Source organism: Novosphingobium sp. CECT 9465, assembly GCF_920987055.1.
Classification (GTDB): domain Bacteria; phylum Pseudomonadota; class Alphaproteobacteria; order Sphingomonadales; family Sphingomonadaceae; genus Novosphingobium.
In genome coordinates this window covers 889403-910779 of record NZ_CAKLBX010000001.1, presented here as the reverse complement: position 1 = coordinate 910779, position 21377 = coordinate 889403, and the positions used below count along the sequence as shown (strand labels likewise).

The 21377-nt window shown below is 63.3% G+C and carries 20 protein-coding genes and 1 tRNA gene; 12 read left to right on the top strand and 9 right to left on the bottom strand.

All coding sequences use genetic code 11. The features are described 5' to 3' along the window. Positions 1-21: 21 nt before the first annotated feature. The 3 genes from mtnP to LUA85_RS04440 all read right to left on the bottom strand — a co-directional run bounded on the left by mtnP (position 22) and on the right by LUA85_RS04440 (position 2472). Positions 22-918, bottom strand: coding sequence for an S-methyl-5'-thioadenosine phosphorylase (mtnP, locus tag LUA85_RS04450; protein WP_231467277.1), 897 nt, complete (start codon positions 916-918; stop codon positions 22-24). Beyond that, complete coding sequence (locus LUA85_RS04445; protein WP_231467274.1) at positions 908-1546, bottom strand: TetR family transcriptional regulator; 639 nt, start codon at positions 1544-1546, stop codon at positions 908-910. Before LUA85_RS04445 ends, mtnP begins: the two co-directional genes overlap by 11 nt. Before the next feature lie 140 nt (positions 1547-1686). Next, complete coding sequence (locus LUA85_RS04440; RefSeq protein ID WP_231467271.1) at positions 1687-2472, bottom strand: SDR family NAD(P)-dependent oxidoreductase; 786 nt, start codon at positions 2470-2472, stop codon at positions 1687-1689. 198 nt (positions 2473-2670) lie between these two features. On the opposite strand from LUA85_RS04440, the gene thiL reads away from it, so the two are divergent. The 6 genes from thiL to LUA85_RS04410 all read left to right on the top strand — a co-directional run bounded on the left by thiL (position 2671) and on the right by LUA85_RS04410 (position 10376). After that, the gene (gene thiL, locus LUA85_RS04435; RefSeq protein WP_231467269.1) at positions 2671-3546 is read left to right on the top strand and encodes a thiamine-phosphate kinase; all 876 of its coding nucleotides are present in this window, start codon (positions 2671-2673) and stop codon (positions 3544-3546) included. A gap of 123 nt (positions 3547-3669) precedes the next feature. Beyond that, the gene (locus LUA85_RS04430; protein ID WP_231467267.1) at positions 3670-5793 is read left to right on the top strand and encodes a sodium-translocating pyrophosphatase; all 2124 of its coding nucleotides are present in this window, start codon (positions 3670-3672) and stop codon (positions 5791-5793) included. Positions 5794-5983: 190 nt separating this feature from the next. Then, on the top strand, positions 5984-7120 hold the full coding sequence (locus LUA85_RS04425) for a GNAT family N-acetyltransferase (RefSeq protein ID WP_231467263.1): 1137 nt from the start codon (positions 5984-5986) through the stop codon (positions 7118-7120). Then, positions 7120-8001: a cupin-like domain-containing protein gene (locus LUA85_RS04420; RefSeq protein ID WP_231471766.1), complete on the top strand. Its 882-nt coding sequence runs from the start codon at positions 7120-7122 to the stop codon at positions 7999-8001. The genes LUA85_RS04425 and LUA85_RS04420 overlap by 1 nt, the downstream gene beginning before the upstream one ends. A gap of 52 nt (positions 8002-8053) precedes the next feature. Beyond that, the gene (locus LUA85_RS04415) at positions 8054-8947 is read left to right on the top strand and encodes an acyl-CoA thioesterase II (protein WP_231467260.1); all 894 of its coding nucleotides are present in this window, start codon (positions 8054-8056) and stop codon (positions 8945-8947) included. 487 nt (positions 8948-9434) lie between these two features. Further along, on the top strand, positions 9435-10376 hold the full coding sequence (locus LUA85_RS04410; protein WP_006966739.1) for an IS110 family transposase: 942 nt from the start codon (positions 9435-9437) through the stop codon (positions 10374-10376). Positions 10377-10390: 14 nt separating this feature from the next. Here LUA85_RS04410 and LUA85_RS04405 read toward each other — a convergent pair whose 3' ends face one another. The 4 genes from LUA85_RS04405 to uvrC form a co-directional block, all read right to left on the bottom strand. After that, a complete protein-coding gene (locus LUA85_RS04405; RefSeq protein WP_231467258.1) occupies positions 10391-10855 on the bottom strand; it encodes a hypothetical protein in 465 nt (154 codons plus the stop codon). Further along, a complete protein-coding gene (locus tag LUA85_RS04400; RefSeq protein ID WP_231467255.1) occupies positions 10852-11718 on the bottom strand; it encodes a hypothetical protein in 867 nt (288 codons plus the stop codon). Before LUA85_RS04400 ends, LUA85_RS04405 begins: the two co-directional genes overlap by 4 nt. Before the next feature lie 123 nt (positions 11719-11841). Next, positions 11842-12906 carry a PLP-dependent cysteine synthase family protein gene (locus LUA85_RS04395; protein ID WP_231467253.1) on the bottom strand — a complete coding sequence of 355 codons (1065 nt, stop codon included), beginning with the start codon at positions 12904-12906 and terminating at the stop codon, positions 11842-11844. A 10-nt stretch (positions 12907-12916) separates the two neighbouring features. Continuing rightward, complete coding sequence (uvrC, locus tag LUA85_RS04390; RefSeq protein ID WP_231467251.1) at positions 12917-14854, bottom strand: excinuclease ABC subunit UvrC; 1938 nt, start codon at positions 14852-14854, stop codon at positions 12917-12919. Positions 14855-15004: 150 nt separating this feature from the next. Between uvrC and LUA85_RS04385 the strand changes: the two genes are divergently transcribed. Continuing rightward, complete coding sequence (locus LUA85_RS04385) at positions 15005-15412, top strand: PilZ domain-containing protein (protein WP_231467249.1); 408 nt, start codon at positions 15005-15007, stop codon at positions 15410-15412. On the opposite strand, the gene LUA85_RS04380 is transcribed toward LUA85_RS04385, so the two are convergent. Continuing rightward, positions 15413-17836 (bottom strand): TonB-dependent receptor domain-containing protein, encoded by a 2424-nt coding sequence (locus LUA85_RS04380; protein ID WP_231467247.1) that lies wholly within the window; start codon positions 17834-17836, stop codon positions 15413-15415. Between the two features lie 239 nt (positions 17837-18075). Here LUA85_RS04380 and infA point away from each other — a divergent pair, with 239 nt between their 5' ends. The 5 genes from infA (at position 18076) to LUA85_RS04355 (ending at position 20298) form a co-directional block, all read left to right on the top strand. Continuing rightward, positions 18076-18321: a translation initiation factor IF-1 gene (gene infA / locus LUA85_RS04375; RefSeq protein WP_231467245.1), complete on the top strand. Its 246-nt coding sequence runs from the start codon at positions 18076-18078 to the stop codon at positions 18319-18321. Positions 18322-18401: 80 nt separating this feature from the next. Beyond that, on the top strand, positions 18402-18932 hold the full coding sequence (locus LUA85_RS04370; RefSeq protein ID WP_371823645.1) for a nucleoside triphosphate pyrophosphatase: 531 nt from the start codon (positions 18402-18404) through the stop codon (positions 18930-18932). Then, positions 18922-19914: a ribonuclease E/G gene (locus tag LUA85_RS04365; RefSeq protein WP_231467242.1), complete on the top strand. Its 993-nt coding sequence runs from the start codon at positions 18922-18924 to the stop codon at positions 19912-19914. The genes LUA85_RS04370 and LUA85_RS04365 overlap by 11 nt, the downstream gene beginning before the upstream one ends. Next, positions 19911-20084, top strand: a complete 174-nt coding sequence (yacG, locus tag LUA85_RS04360) for a DNA gyrase inhibitor YacG (RefSeq protein ID WP_231467240.1) — start codon at positions 19911-19913, stop codon at positions 20082-20084. The genes LUA85_RS04365 and yacG overlap by 4 nt, the downstream gene beginning before the upstream one ends. A 138-nt stretch (positions 20085-20222) precedes the next feature. Further along, a tRNA-Phe gene (locus LUA85_RS04355) sits at positions 20223-20298 on the top strand. 165 nt (positions 20299-20463) lie between these two features. Here the strand turns inward: LUA85_RS04355 and LUA85_RS04350 are convergent. Further along, entirely contained in the window at positions 20464-21363 is a 900-nt protein-coding gene (locus LUA85_RS04350; RefSeq protein ID WP_231467237.1) for a shikimate dehydrogenase, read from the bottom strand. Positions 21364-21377 lie beyond the last annotated feature (14 nt).

Here is a 21377-nt window from a genome sequence, read left to right as displayed (position 1 = left end):
AATTGCCAGACGACATTTTCTTTAGCCCGCCACGCGTCCAGCTACTGCTCCCAGTTTTGCGGTCAGCACTGGATCGCGCTCTGCCGGGGCGGTCATCATTGCTCCGTCCAGCGCCCGATCGATGGGGCTTGCGATACGATCGATTGGCAAAAGCGCAGCCAGATGTTCCAGCGCCGCGCGGGCCAGCGCCGCGTTCGCCGCCATCACGCGCAACACGTCGCCCGCTTCAACATGATCGCCATCGCGCCAGGAATCGTAATCGGTCACCATGCCAAGAAGTGCGTATGGCAATTCGGCTTCCCGTGCGAGCCGCGCCTCCGGCATGGCCGTCATACCGATCACATCGGCGCCCCACTGCCGGTACATCCGGCTTTCGGCGCGGGTGGAGAATTGCGGCCCCTGCATGGCCAGGTAGCATCCGCCACGATGCACCAGTGCGCCCGCCGCATCGGCAGCATCGGCTGCCAGCGCGGCCAGCCGCGGACAGACCGGGTCGGCCATGGAGACATGCGCCACCAGCCCTTCGCCGAAGAAGCTGTCCAGCCGTCCATGGGTCCGGTCGATGAACTGGTCCACCGCCACGAAGCTGCCTGGCGCCAGGTCTTCTCGCAGGGAACCGATGGCCGAGATCGCCAGCACGTCAGTCACGCCGCAGCGCTTGAGCACCTCAATATTCGCACGCGCATTTATCGCATGGGGCGGAATACGATGACCCTTGCCATGGCGCGGCAGGAAGACGAACTCGACATTGCCGATCCGGCCGATCGTGACCGGCGCGGATGGATCGCCAAAGGGAGAGGACACTGCGATTTCCTGCGCGTCTTGCAGTGCCGCGAAATCGTACAGTCCCGAACCGCCGATCACGCCGATTCGCCATCCCGGCCTGATCCATCCCGGTCTGATAGCGTCAGCGCGCAAGGATGCCGGCCATGACAAAATCGACGGTGTGCTCCCGGTAGCTGTCGCGCAGTTCCTCGGTCAGGGCATCCTGGTCAAAGCAGTGTTTCAGCACCAGCCGCGCTGAAAAGAAGCGGTCGGCCGCACCCGTCAATGTGAAATAGAACAGTTGCGGATCGATCGGCCGGAATACCCCAGCCTCAACCCCATCACCGATGAAGCGAAAGTAGGCGCGATTCAACGGCAACAGGTACTGGTCGGCAATGCGCCGTGCTTCAGTCTCGTCGCTATCGCGCACCAGCCGCATCAAAAGGCGATTGAGGTACGGGAAATCGTAATAAGTATCGATGCATTTGGAAATATGATGCCGCAGCTTGGCCTCAGGGTCCATGTCATCCTTGGCCAGCAAGGCATCGACGGATTTGACGATGGCGGCCATGTCCCGGTCCAGCAGTGCCTTGAGCAAGCCGGCCTTGTTGCCGAAGTAGTATTTCACCAGCGCCGAATTGAGTCCCGACCGCAAGCTCAATTCCGATAGTGAAATGTCGACCACGTCGCCTTCGCGCATGATTGACGACGCCGTCACCAGCAGGAGTTCGCGCGCGCCCGGTGATTCAAGACTGTCGGCTTCGTCCAATGTCGCGCTCATTTCCAACCCGGTTCATCCCCTAACGGATAAAGTCCCCTCATATCCCAAGAAATGCAATCACGGTAGTCGAAGGGCGATTTTCAGGAAAACGGCGAAATCAAGCCCTTCGGGTGACCCGGCGGCCACCGCAATTTCACACGTCAGCGTGGCGCCATGCGGATCGCGCCGTCAAGGCGCACATCCTCCCCGTTGAGATAACTTGTCTCGATCATGCACAAGGCCACTTTCGCATATTCGTCGGGCATTCCGAAGCGCTTGGGGAACGGCACCGACGCCGCGAGAGCCGCGCGTAAGTTTTCAGGCGCCGCTGCCATCAGGGGCGTATCGAAGATACCGGGCAGGATGGTGTTGACCCGGATGCCCTCGTTCATCAGATCGCGCGCAATCGGCAATGTCATGCCAACCACACCAGCTTTCGATGCGGAATAGGCTGCCTGTCCGATTTGCCCATCTTCCGCCGCAACCGATGCGGTGTTGACGATGGCCCCGCGCTCGCCAAATTCGTCGCAGGGTTCAAGCGTGAGCATGCCCGCCGCAGATTTTGCGATGCACCGGAACGTGCCGACCAGATTTATCTGGATGATCCGGTTGAATGCATCGAGCGGGAAGTGCTTGACCGTTCCATCTTCCTTGGACCGGCTGGCTGTCTTGATCGCGTTGGCGGTGCCTGCACAGTTCACAAGCACCCGCTCCTGCCCGTGGGCCGCGCGCGCCCTGGCAAAACCCGCGTCGACGCTTTCATCGCTTGTCACATTCACTTCGCAGAACACGCCACCGATTTCGGCGGCCAATGCCTCGCCCTTGTCCTTCTGCAGATCGAACAGGGCCACCTTCACGCCTTTGGCGGCCAACGCGCGCGCGGTGGCCGCGCCAAGGCCCGAAGCGCCGCCCGTTACAACCGCAGACACTGTGTGATCCAGCTTCATCTCTTCGTTCCTTCTGTCGAGACCCGGTGCGCGCCGCCAGGATATCCGTCCTGACTGTTGCTGGCGGCACCCTGTCCCCGTCGATGTCACCGTCGCCTCTCGCGAGACTATTAATCGATTAATCGATCGATTAAACTCCCGAAGCAAGCGCGTCAAGCGTACTTGCGGTATGCCCTGCCACCCCGCATAGACGTGGCCATGAGCAAGGAAATGGCCCTGATCGAAGCCATGCGCGCGTTGGCGCCACACCCTGCCGCGCGCGGGCTGGCAGACGATTGCGCGGTGCTCGATTTTGGCGGCGAAGCGCTTGTGCTCACTCACGACATGATGGTCGAAGGCGTCCATTGGCTGCCGGGACAGGACATGGCTGATGTCGCGTGGAAGCTCGTCGCCACCAACCTTTCGGATCTTGCAGCAAAAGGCGCAGAGCCTGTCGGGGTTCTGCTCGGTTTCACGCTGGGCGGCGGTGACGCGCGCTTTATCGAAGGTCTTGCAGGAGCGCTGGCGGCCTTCAATGTGCCGCTGCTCGGTGGCGATACGGTCAGCGCAAATGGCCCGCGCAGCCTGGGTCTTACCGCGCTGGGCCGCGCCACGCACCGCCCGCCCCCGTCACGCGCAGGCGCGCGCCCCGGCGATACCCTGTGGCTGACCGGTCCGGTCGGCGCGGCCATGCTCGGCTTCGAAGCGCTGCGCGATAATTCCGGGACCGATAGCGCCGCGTTCCGCCGCCCGTGCCCCCGCCTTGCCGAAGGCTGCGCGCTCGCGCCCGTCGCCACCGCGATGATGGACGTTTCCGACGGACTGCTGATTGACGCTGCCCGCATGGCCGACGCCAGCGGCGTGACCTTCGCGATCGATGGTCCTGCCGTTCCCTTTCCCGTCGGCCTCCCTCCCGCCCGCCGCGACGAGGCGATGCGCTGGGGCGACGATTACGAACTGCTGTTCACCCTGCCCCCCGGCGTTCAGCCAACCGTCGCTGCATTCCCCATCGGCATCGCAACAAACCGTAACATATCGCCCGTTATCATCGATGGCATCGCGCCGAACGGGCCGCTGGGTTACACGCACGATTGAAAACCCCTTGATCCACATCATGGAAGGGCTTGCGAGGTGCAAATAAACCTATAGCCTCCCGCCGACCCGCAAACGACGGGGACGGGCCATTCGTGGCACCGTAGATAAAAGGGGGATGCCACCGTGAACCTAGTCGTCTTATCGATTTTGCTTGGGTTACTGGCCATTGTTTATGGGTTCGTAACCAGCCGTCAGGTGCTCGGCGCACCGGCCGGCAACGCCAAAATGCAGGAAATTGCCGCCGCCATTCAGGAAGGTGCACAAGCTTATCTGAAGCGCCAGTACACCGCCATTTCGGTGGTCGGCATCGCCGTCGCCATCATCATTGTCGCAACGCTTGGTCCGGTATCTGCCACCGGCTTCGTGATCGGTGCTGTGCTTTCAGGCGTTGCAGGCTTCATCGGGATGAACATCTCGGTCCGCTCGAACGTCCGCACTGCTGCCGCTGCGCAGACCGGGCTGCAGGCAGGCCTCACGCTGGCATTCCGCGCAGGCGCGATCACCGGCATGCTGGTCGCGGGCCTCGCGCTGCTCGCCATTGCGGTGTTCTACCACTACCTGACCGATATCGCAGGCTATACCGTGGGCGGCGATGATCGCACCGTGGTCGACGGCCTCGTCGCGCTCGCCTTCGGCGCCTCGCTGATCTCGATCTTCGCGCGTCTGGGCGGCGGCATCTTCACCAAGGCGGCAGACGTGGGCGCAGACCTTGTCGGCAAGGTCGAGGCTGGCATTCCCGAAGACGATCCACGCAACCCCGCCGTCATCGCCGACAACGTGGGTGACAATGTCGGCGATTGCGCCGGCATGGCTGCCGACCTGTTCGAGACTTATGTCGTCACCGTGGGGGCCACGATGGTGCTCACCGCGCTGCTGCTCAAGGGTCTGGGCGATGGCCTTGGCGCGATGATGGCGCTGCCGCTGCTGATCGGCGGCGTGTGCATCGTCACCTCGATCATCGGCACCTACTTCGTCAGACTCGGCAGTTCGAACAACATCATGGGCGCGATGTACAAGGGCTTCCTTGTCACCGCCGCGCTGTCGGTCGGCGCGATCTGGTGGGCCATCGACTATGCCCTTGGCGGCATGGAAACGGCGATGAGCTACACCATCATGGCCGATACCGTCACCTTCACCGGACGGACGCTGTTCTATTGCTCGCTGCTCGGTCTGGTCATCACTGGCCTCATCATCTGGATCACCGAATACTACACCGGCACCAACTACCGCCCGGTCCGCTCGATCGCCAAGTCGTCGGAAACCGGCCACGGCACCAATGTCATTCAGGGTCTGGCTATCAGCCTTGAATCCACCGCCATGCCAACGCTGGTGATCTGCGCAGGCATCATTGGTGCCTACCAGCTCGCAGGCCTGATCGGCATCGCCTATGCAGCCACCGCCATGCTTGCGCTCGCCGGTATGGTCGTCGCGCTCGACGCCTATGGTCCGGTGACGGACAACGCCGGCGGCATTGCCGAAATGGCTGGTCTCGACGATTCGGTTCGTGAAAAGACCGATGCGCTCGATGCCGTGGGCAACACCACCAAGGCCGTTACCAAGGGCTATGCCATCGGCTCCGCCGGCCTTGCCGCGCTCGTCCTGTTTGCCGCCTACACCACTGACTTGCGAGAATTTTTCCCGAACCTCGCGGTCAGCTTCAGCCTTGAAAATCCCTACGTCATCGTCGGCCTGCTGCTTGGCGCGCTCCTGCCGTACCTGTTCGGTGCGATGGGCATGACCGCTGTGGGACGCGCCGCCGGAGACGTGGTGCTGGATGTGCGCAACCAGTTCCGCGATAATCCGGGGATCATGGCGGGCACCAGCAAGCCCGACTATGCCCGCACCGTGGACCTCGTAACCAAAGCCGCGATCAAGGAAATGATCGTCCCGTCGCTGCTGCCGGTGCTTGCGCCGATCGTCGTGTACTTCGTGATCACGGCCGTTGCCGGACAGGCCAACGGCTTTGCTGCGCTCGGCGCATTGCTGCTCGGCGTAATCGTCGGCGGTCTGTTCGTTGCCATTTCGATGACGTCGGGCGGCGGGGCATGGGACAATGCCAAGAAGTATATCGAAGACGGCCATCACGGCGGCAAGGGCAGTGAAGCCCACAAGGCTGCCGTCACGGGTGACACTGTGGGCGATCCCTACAAGGACACCGCAGGGCCTGCCGTCAACCCGATGATCAAGATCACCAACATCGTCGCGCTTCTTTTGCTGGCAGCGCTGGCCAGTCATGCCGCAGGCTGAAGCTCACGGCAGGGCAAGCAACGCAGCGGGATAAAACCCCGCGCACCAGCCCACGAGTTGGGGAGGAGGGAAACCCGTTCGGAGAAATCCGGGCGGGTTTCTTCTTTTGCTGGAATGTTAACCGAGTTTTCGCGCCTTGCCCCTAATCCGGCAGGCGGAGAACCAACCTTTGAACGCCCTGCCCTTCCCCATGTCCACCGTCGCCGTGGCAAATGCACCGCCCGGAGCCGTGCGCGGGCAGGCCGTGGCATGGCGGGAATGGGCAGGAGATGTGCCTCGCGCCCGCTGGCAGGCGCTTTCAGATACTGCTTCCACGCCCAATCCGTTCTTCGAACCGTGGTATCTGCTTCCCGCGCTCGAATCGTTCGATCCCGATGGACGCGTTCAGATATTCACGCTCGAATTCGGCGATCTGCTTCTGGGTCTGTTTCCCGTGCACAACCCTGCGCGCTATGGCCGCTGGCCGCTGCCGCATCGTTCCGCATGGCTTCACGCGAACGCGTTTCTCGGTGCGCCGCTGATCCGCGCGGGTTGCGAAGCCATGTTCTGGCAAGCGCTTTTCGATTGGGCAGATGCGGCCCCCGGTTCGGCCTTGTTCCTGCATTTGCCCGCCATGCCGCTGGAACAGCCGCTCACCCATGCGCTGTTCGATCTTTCAGCAGGGAACCGGACGTCCGCGCTGGTGATGCGCGAACAGCGGGCCTTGCTCCACTCCCCTCTGCCGCCAGATCTCTATCTCGAACGCGCGTTGGCCGGCAAGAAGCGCAAGGAACTGCGCCGCCAGTACGCGCGCCTTGCCGAACAGGGTGCGCTCTCGTTCGAACGGCACAGTGAAGCGCAAGGCATCGATGCATGGATAGACGATTTCCTGCATCTCGAAGGGGGTGGCTGGAAAGGCAAGGCTGGCAGCGCCATGGCTTGTGCGCCTGCCACCGAAACGCTTTTCCGCAACGCGCTGAAACAGGCCGCGATGCTGGGCAAACTTGAACGGCTGGCCCTTGTTCTCGATGGCCGTCGCATAGCCATGCTGGCCAATTTCCTGACTCCACCGGGCAGCTTTTCCTACAAGACCGCCTTCGACGAAGACTTTTCGCGTTTCTCGCCGGGCGTGTTGCTCCAGCGCGAAAACCTTGCCCTGCTGGCGCGTGATGACATCGCCTGGTGCGATAGTTGCGCCGCGCCCGATCACCCGATGATCGACAGTCTGTGGACCGAACGCCGCCCCATCGGCCGCATCTCCATCGCCATTGGCGGAACGCTTCGCCGGGCCGCATTCAAGCGGCTGCTGTCGCTCGAACTCGGCCGCAATCCGACCGGACTCACATGATGACCGACCAGACCAGCGCCTTTGCCCGAACGACCCCGCTCGATGCGTTCGACCGTGGCTCCCATGCCATCTTCGCCGCGTCCTACCCCGAAGTGCCGCACAAGCTGGCGCACCAGCTTGAAGATCACCCGCTGATGCAATTGCCAGCGCTTGCCCGGATGGCCGAAGCGCTTCCCGAAGCCTCGGTGGAATTCAACCGGTCCGACCTGCCGCTGGGCCTAAACGGCGAAAAGGCGCCAGCCAATGGCATCGGCATCGGCGAAACCATCCTTGATATCGCCACAACCGGCAGTTGGGCCGCACTCAAGAACATCGAACAGATACCTGCCTACAATGATCTGCTCATGGCATTGCTGACAGAACTCCGTCCAACCATTGAGGCACGAACAGGTGCCATGCTAAAACCGCAGGGGTTCATCTTCGTTACCAGTCCGGGCGGCGTCACGCCCTACCACTTCGATCCCGAACACAATATCCTGCTGCAATTGATGGGTAGCAAGGTCATGACGATGTTCCCTGCGGGCGATGCGCGCTATGCGCCCGATGAGACGCACGAAGGCTATCACACCGGCGGCGGACGCGAACTGTTCTGGCGCGATGACCTTGTTGCGGGTGGCCGCGAATGGGCATTGCATCCGGGCGAAGCGCTTTACGTTCCGGTCATGTCGCCCCACTTCGTCAACAATGGCCCCCAACCCTCGGTTTCGCTATCGATAACCTGGCGCTCGGAATGGAGTTTTGCCGAAGCCGATGCGCGCGCGTTCAATGGTCTGCTGCGCAAGGTCGGCATCACGCCTCGCGCACCCGGTCGCTGGCCCGCCACCAACCGCGCCAAGGCATTGGGCTGGCGGCTTTACAGCAAGGCACGCGGGCTTCGCTGACCAGCCCGACATGGCGTTGACGTAAACGGCAGGCTGGTTCATCCAAACGGTGATGACTGACAACGATAATCCGAATCCGCAGGAACTGGTCGCCCGGCTGCTCGACCTGCTCGATGTCAAAGATCGCGGAGGCGACCGCTTCGAAGGTCGGCGCAAAATCGGCGGCATGGGCCGCGTGTTCGGCGGACAAGTGATCGGTCAGGCGCTCGCCAGCGCCGAGCGCACCGTTCCCCACGATCGTCCCGTCCACTCCCTGCACGCCTATTTTCTGCGCGGCGGCAATGAAGACCACGCGATCGATTTCAAGATCGACCGCGATCTGGATGGCGGAAGCTTTTCAAACCGCCGCATCGTTGCCAGCCAGTTGGGCAAGCCGATCCTCAATATGGTTGCCTCGTTCCACAGGCGCGAATCCGGCTTCCGTCACGCAGCACCCATGCCGCAGGTGCCCGGCCCGGAAGGCCTTGCCAGCGAGGCGGAACTGCTGCGTCTGCACATCGCCAAAGTCCCGGATTCGCGGCGCGAATTTCTTTTGCGACCACGTCCGATCGAATTGCGTCCGGCCCAGCGGATGCCATGGATGGGCGGTGGGCCGCGTGAACCCGTTTTGTACACCTGGTTCCGGGCGGTGTCTTCGCTTCCCGACGATCCACGCATTCACCGCGCCGTACTTGCTTATGCCAGTGACATGACACTGCTGTCCACGGCAACACTGCCACACGAAATCAATTGGGCCGATGGCAGCATGATGGCCATCAGCCTTGATCATGCCGTATGGTTTCATGATGATTTCCGGGCGGACGAATGGCTGCTCTACGCCTGCGAAAGCCCTTGGGCCGACCGGGGACGGGGATTGAACCGCGGCCTGATCTTCAGCCAGGACGGGCGCCTTGTCGCCAGCGCCACACAGGAAGGCCTGCTCCGCTCGATCGCGCCAAACGGATAAAGGCCAGACCGTAAACTCATAAACCACACCGTCGAGGTTTGAGGCAAAACGGCTTAGCGCAAGGAGGGCAGGCGCAGGAATATGTCGATATTTCAAGTCTGCCCGACGAAGCGATGGGCCGTTTTGGTCAAATCCGAAGGACGTCGAAATGACTTCCATCTCGAACCAAGCCGCCCTTGGAAGGGCAACCAGCCCTCCCAGCGGGCGCCTTGGCCCGATATGTTCGTCATTTCGACGCCTCGACGGTGTGGTTTATGAGTTTACGGCCTAGAACCGGCTTGTCTTATGACTTTGTGGTCCGTTCGGGTCAGGATGCGATGTCCGGTCCGGGGTGGCCACCCCGGACCGGACGGAAGGGGACGGATCGCAAAACCGCTGGTCGTGAAGGGACCGGGTTAGAGTAGGATCGCCCCTTTCTTTTTCATCAGGCCCGAACGGATACCGGGGCTTTCAAGGCCCGGATGACAAGCATGGGACAGCGAAAAAGATGAGCAACTCTCTACCACAAACCATCGGCATCGACATCTCCAAAGCGACGTTGGACTGCTATGTCCATCCCATCGGGATCGAGCGCCAGTTCCCCAACACCACCAAGGGCCACAAGACCCTGATCGCATGGGCCGGGCAATGGGAGGTCGAGCGGATCGCCTATGAGGCTACCGGCATCTACCACCGCGCGCTGGAGGTCGCGCTCGGCCATATGCCCTGCGTCAAGCTCAACCCGGAACGGGCAAGGCGCTTCGCTCAGGCGACAGGCACGCTCGCCAAGACCGATCGCATCGACGCCAGGCTGCTCGCACGGATGGCGGTGACGCTGAAACCCCCGGTCAGGCCCGCCCGAAGCCCGCAGCAGAACCAACTGGCCGAACTCGTCAACGCCCGCGATGGTCTGGTGCGTGATCGCACCGCGCTCAAAAACCGCGAAAAGAACCTCACCGTCACGCTGCTTAAGCGCCAGTGCAGCCAACGGCTCGAACAGATCGCTCGCCACATCGCTGCGCTCGACGCTGAAATCGCGGCCGTCATTGCCGCAGATGAAAAGCTCGTCCGGCGCCACCACATTCTCACCAGCATCGCTGGCCTCGGCACACTCACCGCCAACCAGATCATCGCCACCATGCCCGAACTCGGATCGCTCGATAACAAGCAGGCTGCCTCGCTCGCCGGACTTGCCCCGGTCGCGCGCCAGTCCGGCCAATGGAAAGGCAAAAGCTTCATCCGCGGCGGTAGGGCCAATGTCCGACAGGCTCTCTACATGCCTGCTCTGGTCGCCGCCCGATTCAATCCAAACCTCAAGGCCAAATACCAGCAGCTCATCGCTGCCGGAAAACCCGCCAAAATCGCCATCACAGCCATCATGCGAAAGCTCATCGTCACCGCAAATGCGCTACTCAGGGCAGATCGTCTCTGGACCACTGCATGCGCTTGACCATCACGGATACTCTAAGGTTTCGGACAAGCCGGACCTTCGATGCGCGGCTGGCCAATCATGGCAAAGACCACCTTGCCCAACGCAGCTGCACCGGGGTTAGCCCCCAGATCGCGCGCCACGCGTTCGAACCGCGTACAATTTGCAGGGTCTGTCGCTCCGCCGCCATAGCGGTTACCCAGCCGGGTCGAATAGGCATCGAACGCGCGGGATTTTCCGGCGAAGAACGCGCGCAAACGCCGGTCGGCTGCCGCCAGCACCGGACGGTGCGTGCCCAACATGGCCTCGTATCCTCTGGATATGTCAATCCCGATGGCCTTGCAGCGCAAGCTAACCGTCATCATCATCGTCCCGAATTCCGCAAGCCGTGCCGCGGTCAAGGTATCGCGGTCGATGCAGGCCTGAGCTTGGGCCTGAGCTTGGGCCGGAACGGCGATCGCCAGCCCCAGCGCGACCATGGCCTTAAACGCGCCCCTCATTTGGCAGCGGCAATCTGACAGGCGGTTACCGGCACCGCCATGATGGCATCGAATTGCTGCACCATGGCCACCTGCCGCTTGTAGGCGATGGCTGCCACCTCCTGTTGATAGGCGCTCGCTTCGGCCGCGATCACGTTCATCGGCGTGGGATCGCCCGCCAGTTGCAAACGATCGTATTCCTGCTGCAAGCGCTGCATGTGCGCCACCGCTGCGGCATTGTTGTCACGAGCCAGTTCCATCACCGGCTTGTAGCGCGTCTCGTGAAACGCGTTTCGCGCTTCAGCCGAACAAAACGCGGGCGGAAGCGACAGGTCGGGCACTTCGTTCATCGTGGGCCGGGGTGGAAGCGCAAATCCGTTCGCGACGGCCACCTGCAGAGTCGCCCCGCTTACTTCCTGCGATTTCGCCAGTTCGGCCAGCATCGCCACATCGGCGGCGGCCTGGGCCGCATCATTGTAAATGCGCGCAGGCGGGGCAACAGCCACCTGCATCGGGGCCGGCTCTATTGGCGCGGTCATGGCAGGAGAGGCTAGGGCAGGAGAGGCTAGGGCAGGAGAGGCTAGGGCAGGAACAACCGGGGCAGGCATCGGGGGAAGCGGCGCTTGCGGCGCGGCAGCTATCGCGGGCGCGGTGCCTTTGCGCAGGCTTGCAACCTTGGCCCGTGCCAGCGCGCTGAACGTGCCTGCGGGATATTGCTGGAGATAGGCCTCATACAGCGTAGCATCATCGCTGCCCGTTACCGATTGCCAGAACGCCAGTTCGAATGCCGTCCCTACGCCATTGCTCGCCTGCGCTACGGCAGGCGCTGCCGTGACCAGCGCGAGCGCTGCCGCTGCTGCCGCCACACCTCGCTTGAAACCCATTCCCGACATTCCCCAGCCCTGCACCCCGTCGCAGATTCGGCCTTTCGCTCGTTAATATATGCGCTGGATATTCTCAACTGGTTGCGAACAGGGAAGGTTATCGCAACGGAAACGAGACATTCGCTAAATCGTGCGCAATAAATCCGCAGCCCGCGCTTCATATCCGCGCCAGTCGATTCCCTGCGCTTCAAGCCAGCCATCGTCGTAATAGGTCTGGGCATAGCGCAAGCCGGAATCGCACAGGATCGTCACGATAGAGCCTTCACGGCCCTGCGCCGCCATCTCCTGCGCCAGTTCAAGACAGGCGTGGATATTGGTTCCGGTCGATCCGCCAACCGGCCTGCCGATAGTGTCCGCAATCGCGCGCATCGCCCCGATCGATGCACCATCGGGCACGGCGATCATCCGGTCGATCACGTCCGGCAGGAACGAAGGCTCCACGCGCGGGCGTCCGATCCCTTCGATCTGGCAAGGCATACCGGCAGGCGGCGCCATAACACTGCGGTCGGCAAAGTGGCGGTGGAAAACTGACCCTTCGGGGTCAGCCACGCACAGCCGCGTGGGGTGCCTGCCATAGCGGATGAACCGCCCCAGTGTGGCAGACGTGCCGCCGGTTCCGGCGCCGCACACCAGCCATGTCGGCACCGGATGGTCCTCGCGCGCCATCTGCTGGAAGATCGATTGCGCAATGTTGTTGTTGCCGCGCCAGTCGGTCGCCCGCTCGGCATATGTGAACTGGTCAAGGAACAACCCGCCCGCCTCACGCGCCAATCTCTCCGCTGCGACATACATCTCGCTTGCGCTGTCGACCATGTGCACATCGCCGCCGTGAAAGCGGATCGCCTCGATCTTGGCGGGCGACGTGCTGCGCGGGATCACCGCCACGAACTTCAGCCCGATCAGGCGCGCGAAATAGGCTTCGGACCCCGCCGTCGATCCGCTTGTAGCGTCGACCAGCAGCGTGTCCGGCCCGATACGGTTGTTGCACAATCCATAAAGGATCAATGATCGCGCCAGACGGTGCTTGAGGCTCCCGGTCGGATGGACGCTCTCATCCTTCATGTAGAGCGTAATACCGGGAAACCTCGGCAATTCCACCCGGATCAGGTGCGTATCGGCCGATCGGTTGAAGTCTGCCTCGATCCGCCGCACTGCCTCGTCGGTCCACGCCCGCCGCTCATCTCCCATGATCCGTCTCCTAACCGGACGGATGATAGAAGTCGTATACCGTTTGCGCCACCGTTGCGCTCACCCCCGGTGCGCGCTGCAGATCCTCAAGACTGGCGGCACGGACTTTGCCCGCCGTGCCGAAGTGCAGCAGCAGCGCCCGCTTGCGCGCCGGGCCGATGCCTGCGATCTCGTCCAGCGGGCTGGCGGTGATCGCGCGGCTGCGCTTGGCGCGGTGTGCGCCAATGGCAAAGCGGTGCACTTCGTCGCGCATGTTCTGCAAATGGAACAGCACCGGCGAATTGACCGGCAGCATCTTTTCGCGCCCATCGGGGAAGTGGAACACCTCGCGCCCCTCGCGCCCGTGATGTGGCCCCTTGGCAATCGCGATCAGCGGCACATCCTCGATGCCAAGTTCGCCCAGCGCCTCCTTCACGGCTGACATCTGCCCCTTGCCGCCATCGATCAGCACGAGATCGGGCCATGTGCCGCCCTCGCGGTCGGGATCGTCCTCCTGCACCTTTCCAAACCGCCGCGTCATCACTTCGCGCATCATGCCGAAATCGTCGTTGGTCTGCGCGGTCTTGATGTTCCATTTGCGATATTGCGCTTTTACAAAGCCTTCCGGCCCCGCAACGATCATCGCCCCCAGCGCATTGGTGCCCTGAATGTGGCTGTTGTCATAAACCTCGATCCGCTGCGGCACTTCGGGCAGTTCGAGGAATTCCGCCAGTTCGCGCATGACCCTGGCCTTGGTCCCGCTCTCGGCCATGCGCCGGTCGAGCGCCTCGGTGGCGTTGCGCTGCGCCTGTTCCATCAGCCGTCGCCGGTCGCCGCGCTGTGGCACTGATACTTCCACCTTGCCGCCAGCTGCTTCGCACAGCGCTTCGGCCAGCAGGTCCGCTTCGGGCAAGTCGCGGTCCACCAGGATCAACCTCGCCGGTGGCACTTCTTCATAGAACTGCGCAAGGAAGCTGGTCAGGACCTCTTCTTCGGCCAGACCGTCGGTGTGTGTGGGGAAGAACGCGCGGTGGCCCCAGTTCTGTCCCCCGCGAATGAAGAACGCCTGCACCGCAACCTGCCCGCCCTTGTTCGCCATCGCGAAGACATCGGCATTGCCCACGCCCTCGGCATTGATCGCCTGGCTGCCCTGGATGAACGTGGCAGCGCGCAAGCGGTCGCGCATCATCGCGGCGCGCTCGAAATCGAGGTTTTCCGCCGCCGCCTGCATCTGCGTCTCGATCTCGCGCTGCACGGCGCTCGATTTGCCGCCAAGGAAATCCTTCGCCTGCCGCACCAGCTCGCCGTAATCGCCCTCGCTTATGCGATCCACGCAAGGGGCGGAACAGCGCTTGATCTGGTACAGCAGGCAAGGCCGGTCGCGCCGCGCCATGAAGCCATCGTTGCAGCTTCGCAGCAGAAACAGCTTTTGCAGCGCGTTTATGGTGGTGTTGACGCTGCCCGCGCTGGCAAACGGGCCGTAATAGTTGCCCTTGGCCTTGCGCGCACCGCGATGTTTCTGAATGCGCGGGAAGGCATGGTCCGCGCGCAACAGGATGAACGGAAACGATTTATCGTCGCGCAGCAGCACGTTGTAGGGCGGGCGGAAGCGCTTGATCAGTTGCGCTTCCAGCAGCAGCGCATCGGCTTCCGAAGCCGTCGTGATGATCGTCATCGACCGGGTCTGGCTGACCATGCGCCGCAGCCGGTTGGTCAGCCGGTCAACCTGCGTATAATTCGCCACGCGGTTCTTCAGCGCCCGCGCCTTGCCCACATAAAGCACATCGCCCCGCGCATCGAGCATCCGGTAGACGCCGGGCTTTGGCTTAAGCGTGTTCACCGTATCGCGGATCACCGACACGCCCTTGTCGATATCGGGCTGATCCGCGCCGCGCACGGTGACGGACGCGCGATCCTCGTGGAAGCGGTCGGTTTCGCGGTCGGGCGGAGTTTCGGGCTTTCGGGCCATGCTGGACCAGCAGATAGTGCCTCTGCCGGGCCGCGCAATGGGCCGCAGCGGCATTTCCCCAGTCCCGCCTGCCCCGCCCTTTGGGTCATGCGTGTTTTCCCGGATCGGGCGTTTCAACCGTTTTAGCAGCCATGGCCACAAAGATCGTGAATGGCCGGTAAACTATTCCAGACCCTGGCGTCGCACAACGGCACCGCCACCCCCCACCGCCGGGGCGAGGCGCGGGTGCGCCTTCATGTCCCGGCGCGGCTGATCCTGCTGACCGGCGTACAGCACTGCATGCTCGAAGATCTTTCCGTAACCGGCGCGGCGCTGATCCCGAAGGATGCGCTCCCCGTCGAGGGTACGGCAGGGATTCTCCAGTGCGAAAACATCGAGGCGTTCGGAACGGTGCAGTGGTCGCGCTATGGCCGTTGCGGCCTGCTGTTCGATGAACGGCTCCCGCTCGCCAGCGTCATTTCGCTGCGGCATTTCGCCGATGCCTATGAGAACAACGAACGCGAAAACTTTCGCGCCCGTGCCCGCGCATGGGTGCAGGGCAGCACCCGCCACATGTAATCAGAACTGCTTGCGAAACTCGATCTCGAACACGCGCCCCCGCGGATCAAGGTAACCAGGCTGGTAGCGCAGCGGCACCGCGCCCGTATCGTCGGTCACGCGCTGCTGCGCGTTGAACACGTTGTCCACCGAAAGCGATACCCGGCTTCCCTTGAGAAACGGCACCTTTTCGACCAGCTTTTCCTTGCGCCCCAGATCGGCGAACAGGCGCAAGTTGAACGTGGCGATCGGGGCGAAGTTCAGCGTTGTCGATCCCGGCGCGCCGCTCGCATCGATGCGCGATCCGCCGGTATAGCTGCCGCTCGCCCGAAGGCCGAACCCGCGATAAAATCCGCCGCCTTCCATTTCCAGCGAATGGCGCGCCACGCCGCTGCTGATGGCGTCGCCCTCCAGCAGATTCAGTACCGTGCCGCCCGGCGCGATCTGCACCGATTCCTGAAACCGCACGGTGTGGAACAGCGAAAGATTCCATCGCCCGCGCCCGTCCGCGTTCATTCCGCCGGAGCCGCCGGGGCCTCCACCGCCCATGCGTGGTCCACCCCCGCCGCCTGGAGGCGGCCCACCGGCACCGCCACCCGGAGGCGGGCCGCCACCGGCGCGCAACACCCCCATCGGCCCGCGCCGCTGCATGGCCGGATCAGGCTTGCCGAAACCGCCAGAGACATTCAGGCCATAGCGCAGCCGCGATCCCTTTTCCTCGGCAAAGGTCACCGCGCTCTGGTCCACCGAAACGATCCGCCCATCGGCATCGCGCACCACGCGGCCCGGAAACGCTGCTTCCACATCCGCCGTCAGCAAGGGAAAGCTGTTGGACGTATTGGTCGAACGGTTGCGGAAATACTCGGCCACGAATGCCGAATCCTTCAGGAACGGCAGCGACCAGTTCAGCCCGAACTTCCAATCGCGCTGCCGCTCTTTCACAAGGTTCGGATTGCCGCCGCTGATCACCGTCGCCAACACCGTTTCGCCACGCGTGAAATCATAGAGCGAGACGTTCTGCGTCACCGTCACCGGCCCGCCCAGTTGCGTCAGCGTCGGCGCCTTGTCCGCCGCCACATAGCTGGCCTGCAAGGTCAGCCTTTCGGTGGGCGAATAGGTCAGGCCGCCACCCCAGTTGTACAGCGTGCCAAAGTCCGAAAGGCGGTGCACCTCGGCGTTGGCATTGAGCGAAATGTCACCCACCCCCGCGCCGAAACCCTCCTTGCGGCTGGTGATCGGCAAGTCCACGCTGAACCCAGCCTGTGCATCGCCACGCTTCAGGTTCACCGTGCCGGTCGTCGTCCGCGTGTCGCTGCTTTCTATGCCCGAATAATCGAACCCGGCCTTCATCGTCAGGCCCACCTCGCCGCCCGGCAGGCGCAGGGGTCGCCCGCTGATCGTGGCAAGGCTCGATAGTGAATCCGTCTTCGACAGCGCCCGATCGGCATCGACATAGCCGTTGTTGTCGATGGTCGTTTTCGTCTCGACATGGCCACCGTCCGCCGTCACCGCCAGAAACCACTCGCCCAGTGGCTTGTTCAGCGCGGCGCCCGCCTGCAAGGTCGTGGTTCTGGTGCGTCGGGCCAGCCCTTGCAATGCGCCGGTTTCATCCTGAATTATCGTGTTAAGGCCGTTGAGACTGCGCGAATCCTTGCGCTGCGCCAGCATGTTCAGGCTCAGCCCCGCGCCATTGCCCAGCGCGCGCGCCAGCGTGGCATTCAACTCAGCCGACCGCGAATCATCGATCAGCGTGCGATATTCCGCCGCTGCCGCGCTGCCTGCCGCCGTCTGGACAATGCCGCGCTCCGCCTCGGTCAGCGGGCTGGCGTCTTCCAGTTTGCCGGTCACGTTGATGCGGTTGCCGTTGTCGATCCGGGTCAGGGTGAATTCCTGCTCCAGTTCGGTAAAGCCGCCGCCGCTTGGCAAGCGTACCTCGGTATCGGTCCCAAAGGCGTTGAAATCGTCCTTCAGGATGAAGTTCACCACGCGCTGGTCGGGCCGATAGCCGTATTTCAGCGCCACTTCCTCAGGCAGCACTTCCACCCGCCGGATCGCTTCGGGCGGCAGCCCGCGCATTTCCCGGAAGCCTGAAATCCGCATCCCGTTCAGCAGCACGATCGGTCTGCCATCGCCGCGCCCGCGCCCCGAAGAAGTCTGCGGGGAAAGCGCCGTCAGCAGGTCCTCAAGCGATCCTGCGCCATAAGATGCAATCGCTTCCTCATCCAGCACGGCGATCGGCGCCAGCTCGGTATCGACCTGCCCCCTGATCCGTGTCGCCACGACCAGAATCTGCCCCGGCTCGGCAAAGATCGGGTCTTCATCCTCTGCACGTGTGCCGTCCTGCGATGCATCGTCCGTGCCCGCTGTAACATCCTGTGCCATCGCGGGGTTGAGCGCTGCCAGGCAGAACGCCAATGCCGCCATGGATGCAGCTGCTTTCAACATCACTATGCAAACCCTTGAAAATTGTGTCGCCTTGCGCGGCTCAGCTTCGATAACGCACAGGTGGCCAAGCAGTCCCCGGCAGGCAATGCGCATATCGTATCAATTTGTCGCATTGCAGCATGCTGAACGATGCCCTTCCCTTTCGTGCGTGTCAGCGCTAAGGCGCGCGCCGCGCGGGGTTTGATCGGTGGCCCGTGCCGCGTGACGCACGACCGGTCAGAAGGCTTCCGGTCCTGCCGATGGCGAAAGAAGAACTCCTCGAAATGCGCGGCAGCGTGGTGGAACTCCTGCCCAATGCGATGTTCCGTGTGCGGCTTGAAAACGACCATGAAATTCTCGGCCACACCGCTGGCAAGATGCGCAAGAACCGCATCCGTGTGCTGGTGGGCGATGAAGTTCTGGTTGAACTCACACCCTATGATCTGACAAAGGGCCGCATAACCTATCGCTTCATGCCCGGCCGCGGCGGTCCGGGCGGCACCTGACAAAGGACGGCACCTCGCCCGAAATCTCCTCTCCCTCACCCGAACTGGTCCTGGCCTCGGCCAGCCCGCGTCGGCTTGAATTGCTTGGGCGGCTTGGCATTGCGCCGTCCCGCGTTGTCGCGACAGACATCGACGAATCCCCACTGAAGGGTGAACGCGCGCGCAATCACGCCGTCCGCCTCGCCGCTGAAAAGGCGCGCGCCGCCGCTGCCCTTGCGCCGGGCGCAGTCATCCTTGCAGGCGATACCGTAGTCGGCGCAGGCGCGCGCATCCTGCCCAAGGCAGAGGATGAAGCCACCGCGCGCCAGTGCCTGGCGCTGTTATCGGGCCGCCGCCACCGCGTATTCTCCGCCGTCGCCGTGATCACACCCGATGGCCGCTTGCGCGAAGCCCTGTCCGAAACCATCCTGCGCTTCAAGCGCCTGTCCCGTGAAGAGGTGGACGCCTATATCGCGGGCGGCGAATGGCACGGCAAGGCGGGCGGCTATGCCATCCAGGGCAGCGCCGAAGGCTTCTGCAACTGGCTGTCGGGCAGCCATTCCGGCGTCATCGGCCTGCCGCTGTTCGAAACGCGTCGCCTCCTGATCGCGGCGGGTCTCCATGTCCGCTGAGTGGCTCTACGAAGCTGGCATAGCCGAAGAACGCGCGATCCTCGTCTCTCGCGGTCAGATCCTGTCTGCGCGCATCGAATGGGGCGATCCCGTGCGCCCCGGCCTCATCACCCCGGCCCGCCTCATCAAGCGCCACCATGATGCCAAACGCGGCACGGTGCGCCTAAACGACGGCACCGAAGCCCTGATCGACCAGCTCCCGCGCGATGCGACCGAAGGTGTGACGCTCACCGTCCGCGTCGTGCGCGCCGCCATCGCCGAAAAGGGCCGCACCAAGCTTCCGGTAACCCGCCCCGCCACCGGCGAAGCGCCAACGCCGGCGCCTACCTTGCGCGAGGAAATCGAGGCGAGCGGCGCGCGTCTGCGCATCGTGCCCATAACCGGCAATGATCTTGCCTCGCACGGCTGGGACGATCTGGTCGAACAGGCCTTCACCGGGGAAATCCCCTTTGCGGGCGGCTCGATCATCGTCAGCCCCACGCCTGCGATGACGCTGATCGACATTGACGGTGCGCTGCCCCCGCTCAAGCTCTCACTGGCGGCAGTACCGGTCATCGCCGACGCGCTCCACCGGCTCGACATCGGCGGGTCCATCGGCATCGATTTCCCCTCGCTGCCCGACAAGAAGGATCGGCAGCATATCGACAAGGCGCTGGCCGATGCGCTGATCGACTGGACCGGAGAGCGCACCGCGATGAACGGCTTCGGCTTCATCCACCTTGTCGCCCGCCTCGAACGCCCCTCGCTCGTCGCGCGTTTTGCGCGCCAGCGAAGCGCCGCCGCAGCCCGCATCCTGTTGCGCGCCGCCGAGCGCGTGGCCGAACCGGGCGTCCTCCTGCTCAGCGCTCATCCCGTCGTGCTCGATGCGATCAAGCCCGAATGGGAGGCAGAACTCGCCCGCCGCACCGGCCGCACCGTGCGTCGCCAGCCAGAACCGAAGCTCGCCCTTACCGGCGGCCACGCACAGGCCGTTCCCGCATGACTACAGACGCCACCCGCCCCGTCCGCCGCTGCCCGATCTGCCGGAAGCCGCGCGTGGAAGCCCATGCGCCGTTCTGCTCGACCCGCTGCCGCGACCGCGATCTGCTGCAGTGGCTCGATGAAGGCTACGCCCTCCCCGGCCTGCCCGTCGAAGTCGATCCAGAAGACTGACCACCATCCGCAGCACGGCAAAATTTCCTGCGCGAAATCCTTCAGAAATCCGTCACAGGGGCTTGCCAATCCGCCCCCGCTTCGCCATAGGCGCGCTTCCAAATCGGCACGGCCCTGAACAAGGTGCCGACTGACGATGCCCGGGTAGCTCAGTTGGTAGAGCAGCGGATTGAAAATCCGCGTGTCGGCGGTTCGAATCCGTCCCCGGGCACCATTGGCCTGTTCGCCAGACCCCGCCAAAGCTTGAAAAGCGCAACGCGTTTGTGGGTCTTCTGCGGGTTGCAGAATGCGTGCGGAATGGCTGGTGCGGTTGGCTGAGGAAATTGGAGAACGCTGGCCGCGCGGTCTATGCGCTGGTGGCTGGCACAGCCTGCTCGGCTCAGTCGGTCGGCTTGCCCTGCCGGACGAAGTCGGTGAAGCTCAGGCGCATGCGCTGGCGGTCGGCGCGCTGGTTCAGGAAAATCTCGAACGCGCCTGCGGCCTGATGGATCACCATGCTTGATCCGTCGAGCGTGCGGCATCCCTTTGCCGCCGCCTGCGCCAGGAATTCGGTCACCAGCGGAAAATAGACAATGTCGGCGATCCAGTGGCGCGCTTCTATGGCATTGGCCGAAATCGGCATGCCGGGAAACTTCTCCATGCCAACCGGCGTCGCGTTGACGATTCCCGACACTTCGCGCGCCGCGATTTCCGGGTCCGGCGCGATGGCGACCCGTGCTTCACCATAAAGGCCAGCCAGTGCATGTCGCAACGCCTCGCGGCGGTCCACATCGGAATCGGCCAGCAACAATCGCCCTGCGCCGATATGCGAAAGCAGGGCGTGGGCAGTGGCAGAACCTGCCCCGCCACAACCGATCTGCAACACACTGTCCAGCGCCGCATCAGGCAGGCCCGCGGCAAAGCCTGCTGCAAAGCCCGTTACATCGGTGTTGTGGCCGATCAACCGTCCGTCGGTCATCTGCACGGTGTTGACCGCGCCGATCGCGCGGGCATCGTCGCTGAGGTCGTCCAGCAGCGGGATGACCGCCTGCTTGAACGGAAAGGTCACGTTCAACCCGCTGAACCCGGCGTCCAGCGCCTGTGCCAGGACCGCGCCCAGTGCATCGTCAGGCCAGTTGCGGTCTGAAAAATCGAACAGCTCGTATTTCAGCGCCAACCCCTGCGCCGCCGCTTCCTTTTCATGCAGCCATGGCGATCCCGATGCCAGGATTCCGCGACCGACAAGGCCGGTCCGCAATGCCTGACCTTCGTATTCCGCAAGGCTGATGGTGTCGAACACGGTGGCCGTTCCCG